The organism is Croceibacterium atlanticum, assembly GCF_001008165.2.
GTDB lineage: Bacteria > Pseudomonadota > Alphaproteobacteria > Sphingomonadales > Sphingomonadaceae > Croceibacterium_C > Croceibacterium_C atlanticum.
In genome coordinates, this window is the sequence record NZ_CP011452.2 from 615,275 (window position 1) to 633,975 (window position 18,701).

Below are 18,701 nucleotides of genomic sequence, written 5' to 3' on the forward strand. Positions count from 1 at the left end.
GTTACAGAAACACACCTCAATGCTCCAGTTCTTCCGCAACTTCTTCAAGTCGAAGGTCGGCATCGTCGTGACGCTGGCTTTTCTCGCGCTGATCGCACTCGCCTTCGCCAGTTCCGATATTGCCAATACAGGCACATTCGGGGGTGTATCCGGCGGGGATCGGGTAGCTGTCGTGGGTGACACCAAGATCGGCACGGCCGAACTTGCCATGAATGTCACCAATGCGATGGATCAGGTGCGGCAGGAAGATCCCCGCATGACCATGCAGGCATTCATTTCGCAGGGCGGTGTGGAAGAAGTGCTGGCGCAGATGCTGAGCCGCACCGCCATTGCCGAATTCGGGAGAGAAAGCGGTATTCGGGCGGGCGACAGGCTTGTGGATAGCGAAATTCTCCAGATCCCCAGCTTTCGCGGCGCGGACGGCAAGTTCGACAGGAACGCATTCCTTGCAGTGCTGAGCCAGCGCGGGCTGACTGAATCCACCGTGCGGGACGATCTGGCCCAGGGGCTGATCGCGCGACAGGTCGTCACTCCTGTCACGCTGGCGCCGCAGGTGCCGCAAAGCGTTGCCCGTCGCTATGCCTCGCTGCTTCAGGAATCGCGCAAGGGTTCGATCGGTCTGCTGCCGAGCGAGGTTTTCGCTCCTGAAGGCGATCCCACGGATGAGCAATTGCAGGCCTATTACCGCGACAATAGCGACAAATATATTCGCCCCGAACGGCGCGTGATCCGCTTCGCCTCTTTCGGGGCGGAGGCTCTCGGTAATCTGCCTGAACCGACGGAAGCCCAGATCAAGGCCCGTTTCGAAAGCGAAAAGGCGCAATATGCGGCGGTCGAACGGCGCAGTTTCACACAGGTCGTAACCGCGACAGAAGCCGCCGCCCGCGAAATCGTGGACGCTGTTAAAAGCGGAACCGCACTGGCCGCCGTTGCGCGGAACAAGGGCCTTGCGACCGCCGATATCGGCCCGATGACGAGGAATGCGCTGGCAACTGCTTCCTCTTCCGCCGTGGCCCAGGCCGGCTTTGCCGCCGATAAGGGCGAGATTGCCGAACCGAAGCGTGGTGGTCTTGGCTGGTACGTGCTGCGCGTGGACAATATCGACCGCCAGCCTGCACGGACGCTGGGCCAGGTGCGCGGAGAAATTGCTGAAAGGCTTGCGGCGGAACAGCGCCGGCAGGCCATCGCCGATCTTTCCGTCTCTATCGAGGACGAGTTCGATGGCGGCGGCAACATGACGGAAGTCGCCAGCGAAATCGGCGCCGAACTGAAGACCACCAAGCCGGTGACCGCCGATGGCCGCGTCTATCAATCGCCGACTGGCGAGACGATTCCGGAGGTTCTGACCCGCGTGTTGCAGGTGGCGTTCGACATGGAAGAAGGCGAACCGCAACTGGCTGAAGTCGTCCCGGGTGAGACTTTCGTGATCTATGAAGTGTCCGACATCACGCCTTCTGCCACCGCTCCGCTGAAAGATATCCGCGACCGCGCGATTGCCGACTGGCGCCGCGATCAGGGCCAGCAGAAGGCGCGCGCCGCCGCCGACCGCGTCCTGAAACGCATCGGGGAAGGCAAGACGCTGGCCCAGGCAATTTCCGAAGAGAAACTGGACCTGCCGCCGCCTGCCCCGGTCGATCTTGACCGTCGCGAACTGGCCCGCCAAGGACAGGTGCCCCCGCCCCTGGCCCTGATGTTCAGCATGGCGGAAGGCACTGTGAAAAAGCTTGAAGGCCCGGAAGAAGCTGGCTGGTATGTCGTGCAACTGGACGATGTAGAAGCTGGCACCGTTGCCGATGGCGATCCGATCATCGCGGCGACCGTGCGTCAGCTGAGCCAGGTGGCCGGCGATGAATATGCGCAGCAATTCGTCGGCGCGATCGAGCGCCAGGTGAAGATTGAACGCAACCAGGTCGCAATCGACGCCGTCGTGGCATCGCTCGCCCCCCAGGCGGACTGAGACTGAAGCTGTCCGATAAAATGTTAGAGAACGTCCCCAAGGCGCGCGAACTGCTCGAATCGGGCAGGCCAGCGCTTGTATGGCGCAAAGTCGTTGCCGACACCGAAACTCCCATCGGTGCCGCGCTGAAACTCATCGAACCGGGCCGCGGCGACTTTCTGCTGGAATCGGTGGAGGGTGGCGAAGTCCGCGGGCGCTATTCGCTGCTCGGGATCGATCCCGATCTTGTTTTCCGCGCGACCGGATCCAGCTGCGAAGTGAACCGCAACTGGCGCCGGGACCGGGACGATTTCCAGCCACTTCGCGGGGATAGCCTGTCCGAATTGCGGGCCCTGGTCGATTCCTGCCGGATCGACGTGCCTGACGCCTTGCCGGAAGCGCTGGCCTGCCTCGTCGGCTATTTCGGCTATGAAACCATCGGTCTGGTGGAAAAGCTGCCGCGTGCGCCGCAGAACGAGCTGGCACTGCCGGACATGCTGTTCGTGCGCCCGACGCTGATCTTCATCTTTGACAGCCTGTCGGATGAACTTTTCTGCATCGCCCCCCTCTGGCCCGGGGATCTGCACACCGAACATGCGCTGGAACGGGCCGGGGAACGCATCGATGAGGCATTGCGCCGGATCGACCAGCGCGTGCCCGCACCTGCCCCCGCGACTGATTTGCCCGAAATGGCGCTCAATCCCGTAATGGAGGAGAGCGATTATGCAGACATGGTTCTGCGGGCGAAGGAATATATCACGGCCGGGGATATCTTTCAGGTCGTGCTGGCGCAGCGTTTCACCTGCCCCTTCCCCCTGCCGCCGATTGCGCTTTACCGCGCCCTGCGGCGGGTAAACCCCTCGCCCTTCCTCTATTTCCTCGACCTGCCGGGCTTTGCCGTTGTCGGGTCCAGCCCTGAAATATTGGTGCGTGTTCGCCGGGGCGAAGTCACGATCCGCCCGATCGCCGGCACACGCCCGCGCGGCAAGGATGCGGCCGAAGACCGCGCGAATGAGGAAAGCCTGCTGGCCGATCCCAAGGAATGCGCGGAGCATCTGATGCTGCTGGATCTGGGCCGCAATGATGTGGGCCGCGTGGCCGCCGCGAACAGCGTGGAAGTGACCGACAGCTTCACCATCGAACGCTACAGCCATGTCATGCATATTGTCAGCAATGTCGTGGGCAAGCTGGCTCCGGACAAGGATGCGCTGGATGCCATGTTCGCCGGTTTCCCTGCGGGCACGGTTTCGGGTGCGCCAAAAGTGCGCGCCTGCCAGATCATTGCGGAGCTGGAGCCGGAAACCCGGGGCCCCTATGCCGGCGGTGTCGGCTATTTCGCACCGGATGGTTCGGTGGATAGCTGCATCGTATTGCGTACTGCCGTCGTGAAGGACGGGACCATGCATGTGCAGGCAGGTGCCGGTATCGTTGCCGATAGCGATCCCGCTTATGAAGCTGCCGAATGCCGGCACAAGGCAAGCGCGCTGGTTGCCGCCGCGCGCGAAGCCGTACGGGTGGCGGAAGAACCGGGTTTCGGCCAGTGACAGGTGCCGCAATCGCGGCATCAACTTCACTGCTGTCATGCGCCAGAGGCGGGTCCGGGAAGCCCTGGCCCGACAATGGCGCCCGGGTGCAGCGCCCCGCCCGCTGGTGATTGTTGGCTGACGAGCGGCAGGGCGCGAGTCGCCAATTGCCAATTCGCTGTCCGCGCCCTAAGCGCTGCTGCCATGATCCTCGTCGTCGACAATTACGACAGCTTCACCTTCAACCTCGTCCATTATCTGATGGAACTGGGGGCAGAGGTGCAGGTTGTGCGCAACGATGCCGTGAGCGCCCGCGAAGCGTTGAGCAGCGGCGCCAAAGGCTTCCTGATTTCTCCCGGCCCGTGCACACCGAACGAAGCGGGTGTCAGCCTCGATCTCGTGGCGGCCTGCGCTGCGGCGCGGAAACCCTTGCTTGGCGTATGCCTTGGCCATCAGGCGATTGGCCAGTATTTCGGCGGCAAGGTCGTGCGCGGCGGGCTGATGCACGGCAAGACCAGTGCCGTGACTCATGACAGCAGCGGCGTGTTTGCCGGACTGCCCTCCCCCTTCACCGCCACGCGCTATCATTCGCTGATAGTGGAAAATATTCCCGATTCCCTGCAGGTGAATGCGGAAAGCGAAACGCCGGGCATCGATGGCACCGCCGTGATGGGCTATCGCCATATCGAACTGCCCATTCACGGCGTGCAGTTCCACCCCGAAAGCATCGCCACCGAACATGGCCACGCGCTGCTGGCCAATTTCCTGCAGATCTGCGGAATCGAAACGAAGGAAATCGCGTGACCAGCCTTCCTCCTGTCGAGCATCCGCTCGAGGAAGCGGAGGCCGAGGAAGCATTCGGCGCCATGCTGGACGGAAAGCCGTCGGAGCAGGAGATCGCCGATTTTCTGGTAGCCTTGTCCGATCGCGGTGAGGTCGCCAGCGAAATTGCCGGCGCCGCCCGTGCCATGCGGGCCCGGCTCATCCCGATAAATGCGCCGGCCAATGCCATTGATGTATGCGGGACCGGAGGTGATGGGCACCATACGCTCAATGTCTCGACCGCCGTCAGCCTGGTGGTTGCGGCCTGCGGTGTGCCAGTCGCCAAGCACGGCAATCGCGCCGCCTCTTCCAAGGCCGGTGCGGCGGATACGCTGGAGGCTCTGGGTCTCGATCTCGATCGTGCCGCGGAAACCGCGGAACAGACGCTTTCCGAAATCGGAATCTGCTTCCTTTTCGCAGGACGGCATCATCCGTCGATGGGGCGGATCATGCCGATCCGGAAGAAGCTGGGCCGGCGGACGATCTTCAACCTGATGGGGCCGCTCGCCAACCCGGCGGGTGTATGTCGCCAGCTGGTCGGCATCGCCCGCCCGGCCTATGTCCCGATCTATGCCGAGGCGCTGGCGCGGCTCGGCACTGAACGCAGCTTCGTGGTTTCCGGTGACGAGGGGCTGGACGAACTCAGCCTCGCCGGGGGGAACGAACTGGCCGATATCAAGGGCAGCGAAGTGCTGATGAAGCGCGTCGACCCGAAGGATGCCGGGCTGCCTCATGCGCCGGTGGAGGCCATTCGTGGCGGCGATCCGCAGCATAATGCGGATGCCTTGCGCCGCCTGCTGATGGGCGAGCACGGCCCCTATCGCGATGCCGTGCTGTTCAATGCCGCAGGTGCCCTGATGGTTGCCGGCGAAGTGGATAGCTGGAGCGAGGGCGTGGAAGAAGCGGCCGAAGCGCTCGACAAGGGGCTTGCCAAGGCGTTGCTCGATTGCTGGATCTCGGTGGTGAAATGACTGACAAGTTGAGTGAAATCTGCGCCACAAAGCGGGAGGAAGTTGCCACCCGCAAGGCCGAAGCCACTTTCGACGATCTCGATTCCCGTGCCGCTGGCCAGACCGCGCCGCGCGGGTTCCGCAAGGCGCTTGAAGCGAAGGCCGAAAACGGTTTCGGCCTGATTGCCGAGATCAAGAAGGCTTCCCCCTCGAAGGGGTTGATCCGCCCGGATTTCCGCCCGGCGGAACATGCGGTCGCCTATGAACAGGGTGGCGCTGCCTGCCTTTCAGTGCTGACCGATGCGCCCTATTTCCAGGGGCACGAGGATTATCTGATGGATGCGCGGGCGGCCTGTTCGCTTCCCGTATTGCGCAAGGATTTCATGATCGATCCCTGGCAAGTGGCGGAAGCGCGCTCCATCGGTGCCGATGCGATCCTGATTATCGTCGCGGCGCTGGAAGATGCGCAAATGGCTGAGATCGAAGCCGCCGCGCTTGAACGCGAAATGGATGTGCTGGTCGAAGTTCATAACGAGGAAGAGATGGAGCGCGCATCGCGGCTTCGCTCTCGCCTGATCGGCATCAATAACCGTGACCTCAAGAGCTTCGTCACCGATCTCGGCACGACCGAAAGGCTTGCCCCGCTGGCGCCCGAAGGGGCGCTGCTCGTGGGTGAAAGCGGCATTAACGGCCATGCCGATTGCACACGTCTCGCCGCTGCCGGTGTGCGGTGCTTCCTGGTCGGGGAAAGCCTGATGCGGCAGGACGACGTGGCGAAGGCCACCCGGGAATTGCTGGGGGCCTGACAGCGGGCATACGCGTCTCAGCGGCGCTTGCTCCAATGCCACCAGCTTTTCCTGACCGCTGCCGCGCCGGTATCAGACTGTTTCAACCCGAGGCCGGAATCGGCGAGCAGGCTGTTCAGATCGATCGGTTCATTGGCCTTCATCCCGAACCGGCGCCCTTCGGACCACACGATGCTGCCTCGCACGCGGGCACTGCGGCGCAGGATCTCAACCTCCGTTCCCGCTGGCGGCGGTTCCGTCATCTTCGCCATCAGCCCCGTTTCGGAAATGTTCGAGACCGTAATCTCGAAGAGTTTCTCTCCGATGCGCATTTGCGCCTTCAGCGCAGTGAGCCTGCGTTCCTTGCGATCCATTTTTTTTGACATTTTATTTCGCGATTTAGTGCAGCCATCACGCAGGTGCGCCGAACCATGCAAAGGCATGGCCGGCGGTTGAACCGCGATGAAAAGCTGGGCTACCCGGTTGTTTTCCTTGTTCTATGTAGAGCGATCTAGCTATGAAAGCTTGCCGACGCTAGATCGTTCCCATGCATATGCGTCATGATCCATCAGCGCCTGCCGCGCCTGAAATAGCCTTCGACGATTTCCTCAAGACCGATATCCGTGTCGGCACGATAGTAGAGGCGGAACCTTTCCCGGAGGCGCGCAAGCCGGCCTTTCGCCTGGTGATCGACTTCGGCCCGGCCATCGGGCGCAAGAAGAGCTCGGCCCAGATCACGGAGAATTACCGGATTTCGGATCTTGTCGGCATGCAGGTTGCCGCCGTGGTGAACTTTCCGCCGAGACAGATCGGCCCGATGATGAGCGAGGTGCTGACGCTGGGCTTTCCGGATGAACATGGCCATGTGATGCTGTTCCACCCGACCATGCCGATCCCCGATGGCGGGCGATTGTTCTGATTTTGGCGTTACTGTCCTACGCAGCTGAAATCTGCCAGTTTCCGGACTGGATCGGGCGCTGCGCGGGGATGGATTTTCGGCCCGTAGGACAGTGTTCCAAGTGTTCCAGGCCATCATGCCGAACAGGGAAATGCAGGAAGATATGACCAGTCTAACTCATCTGGATGACAAGGGCGCGGCGCGCATGGTCGATGTGGGCGGGAAGCCCGAAACCGGGCGCAGTGCCACGGCCACGGGGCGTATCCGCATGTCAGCGGAGGCGCTGAACGCAATCCGGGACGGAAGCGGCCCGAAAGGGGATGTTCTGGCCGCTGCGCGAATTGCGGGGATCATGGCGGCGAAACGGACGGGCGATCTGATCCCCCTCTGTCACCCGCTCGCGCTGGATGCCGTGACAGTGGATTTCACCTTCGAGGATGATGCCGTGCGCGCAAACGCACGTGCCAGCCTGACCGGCAGGACCGGAGTGGAGATGGAAGCGCTGACCGCTGTTTCCCTCGCCCTGCTCACCATTTACGACATGGGCAAGGCAATCGAAAAAGGCATGGTGATCGAAGAGATCCGCCTGCTCGAAAAGACCGGCGGCAAAAGCGGCGACTGGCGCGCCGAATGACCCTGCCCCAGCCTATCCCGCTGGAAGAGGCGCAGCAGCGATTGCTTGCCGGTGTCGAGCCGCTTCCCGGCGAAACGCTGCCCGTGTCCGATGCTCTGGGCCGATATCTGGCGGAACCTCTGGTCGCGTTGCGGCAACAGCCGGCATCGAACCTGTCCGCAATGGATGGATATGCGATGCGGGCAGATGATCTGGCCGGACCCTGGACCGTGGTGGGGGAAAGCGCAGCCGGCCACCCCTTTGGCGCGCCTTTGGAACACGGCCAGGCTATCCGCATTTCGACCGGAGCGCTGATGCCGGAAAATGGCGGTGCCATATTGCTGCAGGAAGAGGCGGAACGTCAGGGCAACGGGCTTGCCCTCGCCCCCAATGGTGAGGCGACGCCGCGCCATATCCGCCGCGCGGGTTTTGATTTTCGTCAGGGTGCGGAGCTTTTCCGGGCAGGCATCCGGATCGGGCCTGCCCAACTGGCTCTCGCAATCTCGGGTGGCCACGCGAATATTCCGGTTTCCCGTCTGCCGCGCGTCGCGGTGCTGGATAGCGGCGATGAATTGTCGGCAGATCCACGCGATTGTGCGATCCACCAGATCCCCGCAAGCAATGGCGCGATGATTGCGGCCATGGCCGCACCGTTTGCCTGCGCGATCGACCGTATCGGTCCGGTGGCGGACAATATGGCGGCGCTTTCCGCGGCACTTGCAGAAGCGGATCATGCCGATGTGCTGGTCACCAGTGGCGGTGCATCGGTCGGCGATCACGATCTGGTGCGGCCGGCTCTGGAGGCATGGGGGGCAGATATTCACTTCTGGCGTGTCGCGATGAAGCCCGGCAAGCCGCTGCTGGTTGCCCGGCGCGGTCGCCAGTTCGTGCTGGGCTTGCCCGGTAATCCGGTTTCGAGTTTCGTGACCGCATATCTCTTCCTGCTGCCACTCCTGCGTAAACTGGCCGGTGCCGCAGATCCCGTGCCCGCGCCTTTCCGGCTTTGGCTCGCGGGCGATCTGCCCCCGACTGGCAGCAGGCTGGAATTTGTGCGTGGCTTCACCGATGGCGAAACAATCGGCGCGGTGAGCGAACAGGACAGCAGCGCGCTGGCCGCTCTTTCACGGGCCAATGCGCTGATCCGGCGAGAGGTGAATTCTCCACCGGCGCATGCTGGCGAGATGGTCACTGCCTATCTGCTCCAGAATGGCGGAATTGCTTGACGAGTCTTTTTGGGTTGCCTAATTGTTCCGCGTTCGTTCCAATCTGGAACAAATAAGGAGAGTGGCTCAATGTTGACCGCAAAGCAGCACGAACTCCTGCTGTTTATCCAGCGCAGGCTTGAGGAATCGGGGATTTCTCCTTCTTTCGAGGAGATGAAGGAAGCGCTCGATCTGAAGAGCAAATCGGGCGTCCATCGCCTTATTTCCGCACTGGAAGAACGCGGTTTCATTCGGCGCCTGCCAAATCGCGCCCGCGCGCTGGAAGTGTTGCGTCAGCCGGAAAATCAGTCGCATTCGGCCAGGCCCGCCGTGAATGACACGGTGGCCAAGCTCACTACTCCGCCCCCTTCGGCGCCGGAGCCCGCCAATGATGTGATCGAGATTCCGCTTCACGGCCGGATCGCCGCCGGTGTGCCGATCGAAGCGCTGGAGGATAGCCGGACGTTGCCGGTTCCGGCTGCCTTGCTCGGCGCAGGTGAACATTACGCGCTGGAAGTGTCTGGCGATTCCATGATCGAAGCCGGAATCTTCGATGGGGATTATGCCCTGGTCCGGCGCACCAATACTGCGCGCGACGGGGAAATCGTCGTGGCTCTGGTCCGCAATGAGGAAGCGACGCTGAAATATCTGCATCATGAAGGCGGCAAGGTGCGGCTCGATCCGGCCAATCCAGCCTATGATGCCCAGGTCTATCTGCCCGAAGAAGTTCAGGTCCAGGGCAAGCTGGCCGGGCTTCTCCGGCGCTATCACTGATATTGTTCGGGGCTGGATGGTCAGCGGCCTTGCGCCGCTTGCCACCAGCCATGATTTCCCTGCCCCTCGGCAACGCTGGTCAGTTTCGGGCCGTCCAATACGATGGAAAGTCCGCCCGTTTCGCTAAGCATTCGCCGGTCGGCCTTCAGCCAGCGCGGCCGGCAGCTTGATGGCAGCCAGCGATCGGCAATCACGATGTCCGATCGTTCGCAGGCTGCGGCCAGGGCCCGTTCCGCCACCATTTCCCTGCTTCGGCTCATCAGCAGGATCCAGTCGCGTTCCCCTCGTCGGAGTGTGACGGTACAGAAATCGCGGCTGCAATCGGCTCCTGCCCAATTGGCCAGTGCGACAGGTTCTTCCTCGCTGCCGGCCATTTGCAGGAGGTTGTCCTTCGCATAATCGCTCCGGCTTTCCCTTAGCACCAGCAGCCGTTCATCCTCTCCGGTAATGCCTACATGGCGCCCGTCGCCTGAAATCAGGATGTCCGGAGTCGGCGTCATCAACAGCAGAACCGTTGCCAGCGCTGAGGGCGCCAATCCCCACAGCCGCACTTTCCCCCGCCAGAGTGCGAGCCATAATCCACCGGCGATGAAGAGCGCGAATGTGCCCTGCCCCATTTGCGGCATCAGCTTCACCGCCCCTGTCTGGCTGGCGGTGAAATGCGCAATCGCCAGAAGCATGTCGAGAGAATGGCCGACAAGCCACCAGCCCGGCGCCCCCAGCCCCGCAACATCCAGCAACAGGGCGATTGCGATCAGAGGCATGGAAACGAATGTCACCAGTGGAATCGCAATTACATTGGCCAATGCTCCGTAAACCCCTGCACGGTGGAAATGGAACAGCACAATCGGCATCAATGCGATCTCGATGACCAGGCCGGTAAGCAGCAGCATCGCCGCACGTCTTGATGTTACGGCAAGCCAGCCTTCATCACGCGGCCTCAGGAAGGCGCGGACCGGCGCCGCTTCGTGCAGGGCGACAATGGCGATAACGGCGGCGAAGCTCATCTGGAAACTCGGCCCGACAAGCGATTCCGGCCACAGCAGCAGCACGAACATCGCCGCCACGGCGACCATGCGCAGGCTGAGCGGCTCCCGCCCGAGTGCAAGCGCGCCGAGAACCAGCAAGGCGCCAGCGCAACTGCGCACGGTCGGAACCTCGGCACCTGTCAGCAAAGTATATCCGATCCCGGCCAAGGCTGCGATGGCTGCCGCCATAACCGGCAAACGCAGCCGCAAGGCCAGCCATGGCCATAGCGCCAACAGCTTCAACGCGATGAAATATGCAGCTGCGATGACTGCACTGACATGCAGGCCGCTGATCGAAAGCAGATGGGTTAGCCCGGCATCGCGCATTGCCTCTTCATCCATGGGCGAAATCGCGCCGCGATCTCCGCTGGCAAAAGCGGCAGCAATCGCGCCGGAAGAGCCGGGCAATTCGGCCCGAACATGGGCGGACAGCCGCCGCTGCAGATTCGCAATGAAGGCGCCGCCCTCGCCAGCTTCGATTACCTGGATTTCGCCGTTGACGCTCCCCGTCGCGGCCAACCCAGCAAACCAGGCGGCTTGCGAGAAATCATATGCGCCGGGCAGCATTGGCGGTGCCGGCGGCATCAACCGCGCGCCAAAGCGGATCAGCGCTCCTTCCGTGAGGTCTGGCCGGTCTGCGTCAAGCGGGACATTGATCCGCAATTTGATTGCCCGCTGCGTGTCCGGTTCTCTTGCGGCGAGAACAAGGCGAATGCGCTGTTCCGCCGGTTGTTCGATCCGTTCGAGAATTCGGCCTGTGAACTCCGCCGCCAGCGGCCGTTCGATTGGCTGTGCTCCGACCATTTCCGATCTGGCCCAGACGATCCCGACACCGGCCGCAAAGACCAGTCCGCAGCCGACAAGAACGGCCAATATGTGGGAGCGGCCATCCGCGCCGCGCAATGCGGCAGTGGCTGCCAGTGGGACAAGCAATCCGCACGCGATGGCCAATACCCATTCCGTGGAAGTGCCAAGTACGAACCAGGCAGCGATTCCCGCCGCGAAGAACACCGCCAGCCACGGCCCGCGCGCAAGCCCGGCATCTGCAAGGAATGCTTCGATTTTATTGCCCGCGCTGGACAAGAGCGCGCGCATTCGCCAAGGCGACTGCTGCGACGCAGCATGGCCCGTATCTTCCCCCAACGGAATGAGCGGTGATTGGCGCGTCGCCATGTTTGGTACTGGATAGAAAGTGGGTCGAGATGGCAAGCAATAGCGTGAATGCGGCGGCGGACAAGCCGGTCGTGACCCGCTTTGCACCCTCGCCGACGGGTTTCCTTCATATCGGCGGTGCCCGCACGGCATTGTTCAACTGGCTCTTCGCCCGCCATTTCGGGGGCAAGGCCTTGCTGCGGATCGAAGACACGGACCGGAAGCGTTCGACTCGCGAGGCGATCGACGCGATCCTTGATGGCCTTTCCTGGCTGAACCTGGACTGGGACGAGGAAACAGTCTTCCAGTCGGAACGCGGCTCACGCCATGTCGAGGTTGCCGAAAAGCTGCTCGAAGCAGGCCATGCCTATAAGTGCTACGCCACCAGCGAGGAGCTGGAGGAAATGCGCGCGGCCCAGCGCGCGGCCAAACAGCCGCTGCGCTATGATGGCCGCTGGCGCGATCGCGATCCTGCCGACGCACCGCTCGGTGCCCCTTTCGTCATCCGGTTGAAGACCCCGAATGAGGGGGAAACCGTCATCGAAGATGCCGTGCAGGGCCGCGTCACTGTCCGGAATTCGGAACTGGACGATTACATCCTGCTGCGGGCCGATGGTTCGCCCACCTATATGCTGGCCGTGGTGGTTGACGATCACGACATGGGCGTCACCCATATCATTCGCGGCGACGATCACCTGAACAACGCCTTCCGCCAATTGCCAATTATCCGCGCGATGGACGGAATCGAAGGCGGGTGGCCCGATCCGGTCTATGCCCATATTCCGCTGATCCATGGCAATGACGGGGCAAAACTGTCCAAGCGCCATGGCGCCATGGGCGTCGATGCCTATCGCGACGAATTGGGTATCCTGCCGGAAGCTCTGTTCAACTATCTGCTGCGCCTTGGCTGGGGCCATGGCGATCAGGAAGTTTTTACCCGCGAAGAGGCGATCGAATTTTTCACTTTGGACGGTGTCGGTCGCAGTCCGTCTCGCTTCGACATGAAGAAGCTGCTCAACATGAACGGCGATTATATTCGCGCTGCCGACGATGCGCGACTTGCCGGACTGATCGCACCCAAGATTGGCGCCAATGCCGATCTTGAACTGCTCACCCGGGCCATGCCCGTGCTCAAGACCAGGGCGCGGGACGTGAACGAACTGGCCGATGGCGCCGCTTTCCTGTTCAAGACCCGGCCGCTGCAGATGACCGAGAAGGCCCAGGCTCTCCTGACAGAGGAGGCATGTAGCATTTTGGCTCAGATTTCTGCGCGTTTGCACAGTGAACAGGACTGGACAAGTTCCGCCCTGGAAGCCAATCTGAAATCGCATGCGGAGGAACTCGGGCTTGGGCTCGGGAAACTTGCGCAGCCGCTTCGTGCGGCATTGACGGGGCAAACCACATCCCCGGGAATCTTCGATGTGCTGGTGCTCCTCGGCAAGGAGGAAAGCCTCGCGCGGATCGACGCGCAAGCCACCGGGGCAGGTAACTAGACTTTCGTTCGCAAGGAGACGCACTTTGTCTGACAAGCAGGCGCAACTGAAAGCCGGCGGGCAGGATTACGAATTCCCCGTCATGGAGGGCACATGCGGCCCGAACGTGATGGATATTCGCAAGCTCTACGGCCAGACCGGGATGTTCACCTTTGATCCCGGTTACAAATCCACCGCATCCTGTGAAAGCGCGCTGACTTTCATCGACGGTGAAGAAGGCGTCCTGCTCCATCGCGGTTATCCGATCGGCCAGTTGGCGGAACATTCTTCCTTCATGGAAGTGGCCTATCTGCTGCTGAATGGCGAACTGCCGAGCGGTGAGGAACTGGACAGCTTCACCTGGACGATCACACGCCACACCATGCTGCACGAGCAGCTGCGCCAGTTCTACCAGGGCTTCCGCCGCGATGCGCATCCCATGGCGATCATGTGCGGTGTTGTTGGCGCGCTGAGTGCTTTCTATCACGACAGCACCGATATTTCGGATCCGGAACATCGCCGCATTTCCAGCCACCGGCTGATCGCAAAGATGCCGACCATTGCCGCGATGGCGTATAAATATGCGATCGGTCAGCCTTTCCTGCAGCCCGACAATTCGCTCAGCTATACCGGCAATTTCCTGCGTATGACCTTTGGCGTTCCGGCCGAAGAATATGAGGTGGTTCCGGCGGTTGAGAAAGCCATGGACCGGATCTTCATCCTCCATGCCGACCACGAACAGAATGCGTCGACTTCTACGGTGCGCCTGGCCGGATCGTCGGGTGCGAACCCGTTTGCCTGCATCGCGGCGGGCATTGCCTGCCTGTGGGGCCCTGCCCATGGCGGCGCGAACGAAGCGGCGCTGAACATGCTCCGCGAAATCGGCACGCCGGACAGGATTCCGCATTATATCGAGCGGGCAAAGGACAAGAACGATCCGTTCCGGCTGATGGGCTTCGGCCACCGCGTCTACAAGAACTACGACCCGCGGGCGACGGTCATGCAGAAGACCGTGCGTGAAGTGTTCGAGGCGCTGAACGTGTCCGATCCCGTGTTCGAAACGGCCCTGCGGCTTGAGGAACTGGCGCTGAAGGACGATTATTTCGTCGAGAAGAAGCTGTTCCCCAATGTGGACTTCTATTCCGGCGTGATCCTTTCCGCGATCGGTTTCCCCACCACCATGTTCACGGCCTTGTTCGCCCTGGCCCGCACGGTTGGCTGGGTTGCCCAGTGGAACGAAATGATTTCCGATCCCGGCCAGGTCATCGGTCGCCCGCGCCAGCTCTATACCGGGCCGACGCAGCGCGATTACATTCCGGTCGACAAGCGCTGATCCATGCGGGCGTTCGGGATCATTCTCCGGACGCTTGGCATATTGCTGATTCTGGCCGGGCTCCTGTGGACATTGCAGGGGCTCGGCCTGATCATGTGGCCTGCGGAAAGCTTTATGCTGACGGACCGTTCATGGGCCATCCGTGGCGGGATGACTGTGGTTGCCGGGATATTGCTGATCCGCGTTTCAGCCCGCTTGCGGCGGCGCTGACTTAATCAGGCGTTTCGATATCGGCGGGTAGTTCCAGCACGAAACGGGCGCCCTGCCCCGGTGCGCTATCGACGGAAAGCTCCCCGCCCATGGCCCGGGCGAGCCTGCGCGAAATATACAGGCCGAGACCTGATCCGCCATCGCCCTTCCGGCCAAGCCGTTCGAACTTGCGAAACACCAGCTCGCGCTGTTCTTCTTCCAGTCCTGCGCCCTGATCGGCCACGATAATCCGGGCCACTGTGCCATCGCGTTCCGCGCGCAGCCAGATCTGAGAATTCTCCGGAGAATAGCGGATCGCATTCCCCAGCAGATTCAGCAGGATCTGCAGAACACGCCGGAATTCGCCAATGGCGGGGGCTGTCTCATCGGGTTTTGGTGCGTCGACTTCGATACCGCGCTCCTGCGCGCGCATGCTGAGAATACCGGCTGCCCGGCGCGCCAGATCGGTCAGGTCGATCCGGTCCGGCGCCGTCTGGAAATCTTCGCGTTCCACCACTTCGAGATCGGTCAGATCGTCGATCAGGGAGAGGAGGTGTTCTCCGGCAGATGCAATGTCAGCGGCATAATTGCTGTATTCTTCAGCCAGCGGTCCAGCCAGCTGGGTGCGAATTGTCTCTGCATTGGCGATGATTCTCGCCACGGGCTGGCGCAGCACAGGCGCCAGTTCCCGGCCGAGCGGGAGCGTAAACCCGGTTTCGCGCCGATCCTCTTCGGTCGGCGGCGGGGCGGGTTCCTTCATCGGCTCCTGCGCCACAAGGTGAAGTTCAAAACCGGCACTGCCGGGTTCCGGCCTGCCAAGCGGGATCAGATAGACCGTCCAGTGACGGTCCGATCCGGGCAGCATGGCCGTCGATCCATCCAGCAGGCGCCAATGCAGGGGTTGCTTGTGATCCTTGCCGGATAAGGCGACGAAATCGGTCCAGGGCTGCCCTGCCCCCTGGCGCATATTGCCGGCGATCTCCATCAGATCGGGGGTGTTGCATTCGATGGAGAGAATTTGCTGCTTCGGTCCAAGCCGGGCAGACAAGCCGGCCAAGTGCCGCGCAATGTCCCAGCGACGCTCGATCTCGCCGATGGTTTCCGTTTTGCGGAACTGATCGCTCTGCCAGTTCGAAATGCTGATACTGCATCCTTCTCCATCAGGATCGGGTGCAATTTCGGCCCAGGCGGTGATCCGTTCAACGTCGTCCTGGGCGCGGATCGCCCGCGCCAGACGCAAGCCGTAGAGGCGCGATTTGCGAACCAGCTCCAGCAGTGCAGGTATTGCGATCAAGCCCGGTAATTCACCGCCAATGCGCAATTGCAGGCTGGCAAGCGGCTCGTCAGCTTCGATCAGCCGATCCCGCCCGTCGCTCTTGCCGCGGCATATATGTGCGCCCGAACCGCTCACGCCCTAACCCTCACCAGCTTCAACCGGCCTGGCCTGCGCCAGCATGTCAGTAGCAAGTTCAGGAGAAATTTCATCCGGCATATCCGGCAAGGCCAGATTGGGGCGAATGGTTGCCAATTGCGCGCGAATTTCATTGGCTTCCAGCCCGGCCATCCGCATGGCCAGGGCGGTTCGTACCGGCGATGCCGAGCGCAGGGCGATGACAGTCCTGTCGCGATCCTGATCCGACGCCACTGCCAGAGTGGTTGCGAACAGCGCCAGCCCGGACATTTCCACACGCATTGCTGCCCCATCGTGCTTCCGCAGGCTGGTGGCGAGACGTGTGACGAGCCCGCGCCGTCCAAGCGCTTCGTCAAATGTCTTGCGCAAACTCTTGCGGGCTGAGCGAAAATTGTCCTGCTCAGTCATTTGCGCAGCCTTAAGGGCAAGCAAGGCCTTGTGAAACAAGTCACCCGGAAGTTCGCCCAGCGGCAGTTCCATACGCCGCTGATGCTGCATGAAACGGGCCTGCGCGGCCAGAAAGCGCATGGCAAGATCGGCAATTGTCTCGTCACCCGATGCCGTAAGTTCCTGCACCAGCGGAGGCAGCACCGGATCGATGGCGCAGCGTTCGGCCAGATCTTCCGTCAGGCGCCCTTCCAGCGCCATTGCATGTGCGTGGGCAAGCAATTCGTCATCCAGGCCCAAACGGTGCACCAGGCGTTCGATATGTTCTTCCAGAAAGGCGGTGCGATCTGCCGTACCTTCCGCCTGGGCAACGGCGAACAGCAACTGATCGGCAATGTCGAACAGCATACCCCGGACCCGCGCGATCACTTCATCGGTGAACAGCGCGGAATCCTCGCAACTCAGAAAATGACGCAGGACCGGACCCGTGCCGGCAAGCACGGTGTCGCCGCGCCGCAGCTCTTCACGCAGCGCTTCTTCCACAGATGTCTCGGCCTGCTTCGCCACCGGAGCCTCGTTCATCGGCCCGCATTAGCCGAATAGGGTTAAATGGGCGTTATGCCTGCCTTTGCGCGGCGATGGCGCCCATCGCCACAATCAGCAGGCCCGCCAGCATTACACCCGCTTCGGCGAGGCCGAAAGCGGCCGCGAGCGAAAATGCCAGCGCCAGCAGCGCTCGATCGCCGAGCAAGGCCGGCCAATCGCGCCTCCTGGCAATCCGCGTGGCACGCAGGGCGCCGACCAGCATGAGCGGCGGGAAAAGCGCATTCTGCCAGGTGCCCCCGATCGCAAGCGCGCCGCAGCCGACCAGCGCCAGGTCCACCAACCATGGCAACACACCCAGCAGGTCAAAACGGGCTCGTTCAAACACGAATGGTGCAGCCTTCAGATGGGCCAGCCCGCGTGCGAAGGATGAAAGGAAAGCGGCAATGGCCACAAGAGGGAGGCCGGCGGCAGGCGAAATTTGCCAAGCGATGGCCAAAGCGGCCAGCAAGAGCAATGGCACCGTGCCGAGTATGGCTGGTAAGGCGTTGGAAAACGATAATAATTTTGCCGCAGAGTGTCTTAGGATGATGCCGGCAAGCCTACCCGTCGCGGCGAAACGCTTTTCTACCGGGAGGTGGCTTTTCAACCAGCTCTCCTCCAGCGCTTGTGCATCGTCGTCATCGTCGATCAGTGCCCAGCTCGCTTCCCCGAGCAGGGCGTCGGAGAGGCGCTTTTCCGGGACGCGCGCCTGCAGCGCGATACGCAGCAGAGCAGCGTGAGGATCGCTATCGTCCGGCAGATCGGCAAGCCGTTCGACCAGGCCGCCGGGAAGGATCAGCGCGCCTGCCCAGGCCCGTTCAAGATCGATCCGTTCAAACCCCGCCGCCACGCCGGGCCCGGAAGAAAGCGTCAGCACCGTGCCGCCCTTTTCGAAAGCGGTCAAAGCCTCTGGCTCTTCAGCAAGAAGTCCGGGCGAAAGCACCAGCAATTCATCCGCTGCGCGCACCGCCCCAAGCAGGCCATGACTGCCCCTGATTGTCTGGAAGCGGGCACCTGCGCCCTCCGCCGCATGGCGCAGGGCGATTGCTTCGGGCGAGGCGCCCTCGCCCAGCCCGATTATCTTCCGGCACCCGGCGGCCAGCGCGAAGCCGAGTTGACGTTCCGCAAGGCTGCGCCCGGCAATCGCCAGCGTTTGTCCTGTTTCGCCGTGTCTCGGCTGCCGTGAAATTGAAATAAGGGCGGCACGCACGCCCGGCTCCTGTCTGCTAGGCGGGTGTGACTAGGCGCTTGTGAAGCACCTGCCAAGCGGGAGCGGAATCAGTTTGTCGCAGATGGAAGGAAACTCGCAGAAAACTCTGCCAGTCTGCGGATGATCACGGGGTCTCCCGGTGCCCCATCCAGCGCTTCGTCGGCCAGACCGATCAGGGTCTGCGAATGGAAGCTGGCACCCAGCCCCTTCAGTCTCTGGGCTGCGGTGATCCAGTTGCCATCGCAACGGGCGCGTTGCAGCAGATCGATCTGCTGGGCCATGCTTTCCAGAAAACATGCCCGCAGTTCAGATACAAGACCCGGATCCTCACCGGCTGCAGCGGCGAGATGTGCGTCGAAATTGCCCGATTCATTGGCCATTTCGGTTCGATAGTGGATGAGGTGTTAAGCTGGGGTTTATCGCGCACGGAC

General features: G+C 62.0%; 18 protein-coding genes. 12 read left to right on the top strand and 6 right to left on the bottom strand.

What is annotated here, in order from left to right; all coding sequences use genetic code 11:
* The first annotated feature begins 19 nt into the window (after positions 1-19).
* The 5 genes from WYH_RS02950 to trpC all read left to right on the top strand — a co-directional run bounded on the left by WYH_RS02950 (position 20) and on the right by trpC (position 6,037).
* The gene (locus WYH_RS02950; protein WP_046902645.1) at positions 20-1,957 is read left to right on the top strand and encodes a SurA N-terminal domain-containing protein; all 1,938 of its coding nucleotides are present in this window, start codon (positions 20-22) and stop codon (positions 1,955-1,957) included.
* 20 nt (positions 1,958-1,977) lie between these two features.
* Positions 1,978-3,480: an anthranilate synthase component I gene (gene trpE, locus WYH_RS02955; RefSeq protein WP_046902646.1), complete on the top strand. Its 1,503-nt coding sequence runs from the start codon at positions 1,978-1,980 to the stop codon at positions 3,478-3,480.
* Positions 3,481-3,663: 183 nt separating this feature from the next.
* A complete protein-coding gene (locus tag WYH_RS02960) occupies positions 3,664-4,263 on the top strand; it encodes an anthranilate synthase component II (protein WP_046902647.1) in 600 nt (199 codons plus the stop codon).
* Positions 4,260-5,252, top strand: coding sequence for an anthranilate phosphoribosyltransferase (gene trpD / locus WYH_RS02965; RefSeq protein ID WP_046902648.1), 993 nt, complete (start codon positions 4,260-4,262; stop codon positions 5,250-5,252). The genes WYH_RS02960 and trpD overlap by 4 nt, the downstream gene beginning before the upstream one ends.
* Positions 5,249-6,037, top strand: a complete 789-nt coding sequence (trpC, locus tag WYH_RS02970; protein WP_046902649.1) for an indole-3-glycerol phosphate synthase TrpC — start codon at positions 5,249-5,251, stop codon at positions 6,035-6,037. The genes trpD and trpC overlap by 4 nt, the downstream gene beginning before the upstream one ends.
* A 17-nt stretch (positions 6,038-6,054) precedes the next feature.
* Here trpC and WYH_RS02975 read toward each other — a convergent pair whose 3' ends face one another.
* On the bottom strand, positions 6,055-6,402 hold the full coding sequence (locus WYH_RS02975) for a PilZ domain-containing protein (protein ID WP_169780690.1): 348 nt from the start codon (positions 6,400-6,402) through the stop codon (positions 6,055-6,057).
* Between the two features lie 161 nt (positions 6,403-6,563).
* Here WYH_RS02975 and WYH_RS02980 point away from each other — a divergent pair, with 161 nt between their 5' ends.
* From WYH_RS02980 to lexA, 4 genes are all read left to right on the top strand, one after another.
* Positions 6,564-6,935: a tRNA-binding protein gene (locus WYH_RS02980; protein WP_046902651.1), complete on the top strand. Its 372-nt coding sequence runs from the start codon at positions 6,564-6,566 to the stop codon at positions 6,933-6,935.
* Positions 6,936-7,077: 142 nt separating this feature from the next.
* The gene (moaC, locus tag WYH_RS02985; RefSeq protein WP_046904752.1) at positions 7,078-7,548 is read left to right on the top strand and encodes a cyclic pyranopterin monophosphate synthase MoaC; all 471 of its coding nucleotides are present in this window, start codon (positions 7,078-7,080) and stop codon (positions 7,546-7,548) included.
* Positions 7,545-8,750: a molybdopterin molybdotransferase MoeA gene (locus tag WYH_RS02990; protein ID WP_046902652.1), complete on the top strand. Its 1,206-nt coding sequence runs from the start codon at positions 7,545-7,547 to the stop codon at positions 8,748-8,750. The genes moaC and WYH_RS02990 overlap by 4 nt, the downstream gene beginning before the upstream one ends.
* A gap of 69 nt (positions 8,751-8,819) precedes the next feature.
* Complete coding sequence (gene lexA, locus WYH_RS02995; RefSeq protein WP_046902653.1) at positions 8,820-9,503, top strand: transcriptional repressor LexA; 684 nt, start codon at positions 8,820-8,822, stop codon at positions 9,501-9,503.
* Positions 9,504-9,523: 20 nt separating this feature from the next.
* Here lexA and WYH_RS03000 read toward each other — a convergent pair whose 3' ends face one another.
* Positions 9,524-11,626 (bottom strand): ComEC/Rec2 family competence protein, encoded by a 2,103-nt coding sequence (locus WYH_RS03000; RefSeq protein WP_244877950.1) that lies wholly within the window; start codon positions 11,624-11,626, stop codon positions 9,524-9,526.
* 107 nt (positions 11,627-11,733) lie between these two features.
* Between WYH_RS03000 and gltX the strand changes: the two genes are divergently transcribed.
* The 3 genes from gltX to WYH_RS03015 are packed head-to-tail and all read left to right on the top strand — an operon-like array spanning position 11,734 to position 14,698.
* A complete protein-coding gene (gltX, locus tag WYH_RS03005) occupies positions 11,734-13,176 on the top strand; it encodes a glutamate--tRNA ligase (protein ID WP_046902655.1) in 1,443 nt (480 codons plus the stop codon).
* Positions 13,177-13,201: 25 nt separating this feature from the next.
* Positions 13,202-14,488: a citrate synthase gene (locus WYH_RS03010; protein ID WP_179945426.1), complete on the top strand. Its 1,287-nt coding sequence runs from the start codon at positions 13,202-13,204 to the stop codon at positions 14,486-14,488.
* 3 nt (positions 14,489-14,491) lie between these two features.
* On the top strand, positions 14,492-14,698 hold the full coding sequence (locus WYH_RS03015; protein ID WP_046902656.1) for a hypothetical protein: 207 nt from the start codon (positions 14,492-14,494) through the stop codon (positions 14,696-14,698).
* A 1-nt stretch (position 14,699) separates the two neighbouring features.
* Here WYH_RS03015 and WYH_RS03020 read toward each other — a convergent pair whose 3' ends face one another.
* The 4 genes from WYH_RS03020 to WYH_RS03035 all read right to left on the bottom strand — a co-directional run bounded on the left by WYH_RS03020 (position 14,700) and on the right by WYH_RS03035 (position 18,650).
* Positions 14,700-16,088: a sensor histidine kinase gene (locus WYH_RS03020; RefSeq protein WP_046902657.1), complete on the bottom strand. Its 1,389-nt coding sequence runs from the start codon at positions 16,086-16,088 to the stop codon at positions 14,700-14,702.
* A gap of 3 nt (positions 16,089-16,091) precedes the next feature.
* A complete protein-coding gene (locus WYH_RS03025) occupies positions 16,092-17,057 on the bottom strand; it encodes a hypothetical protein (RefSeq protein ID WP_046902658.1) in 966 nt (321 codons plus the stop codon).
* A 34-nt stretch (positions 17,058-17,091) separates the two neighbouring features.
* Positions 17,092-18,270 (bottom strand): hypothetical protein, encoded by a 1,179-nt coding sequence (locus tag WYH_RS03030; protein WP_053833369.1) that lies wholly within the window; start codon positions 18,268-18,270, stop codon positions 17,092-17,094.
* A gap of 68 nt (positions 18,271-18,338) precedes the next feature.
* Positions 18,339-18,650, bottom strand: coding sequence for a hypothetical protein (locus tag WYH_RS03035; protein ID WP_046902659.1), 312 nt, complete (start codon positions 18,648-18,650; stop codon positions 18,339-18,341).
* Positions 18,651-18,701 lie beyond the last annotated feature (51 nt).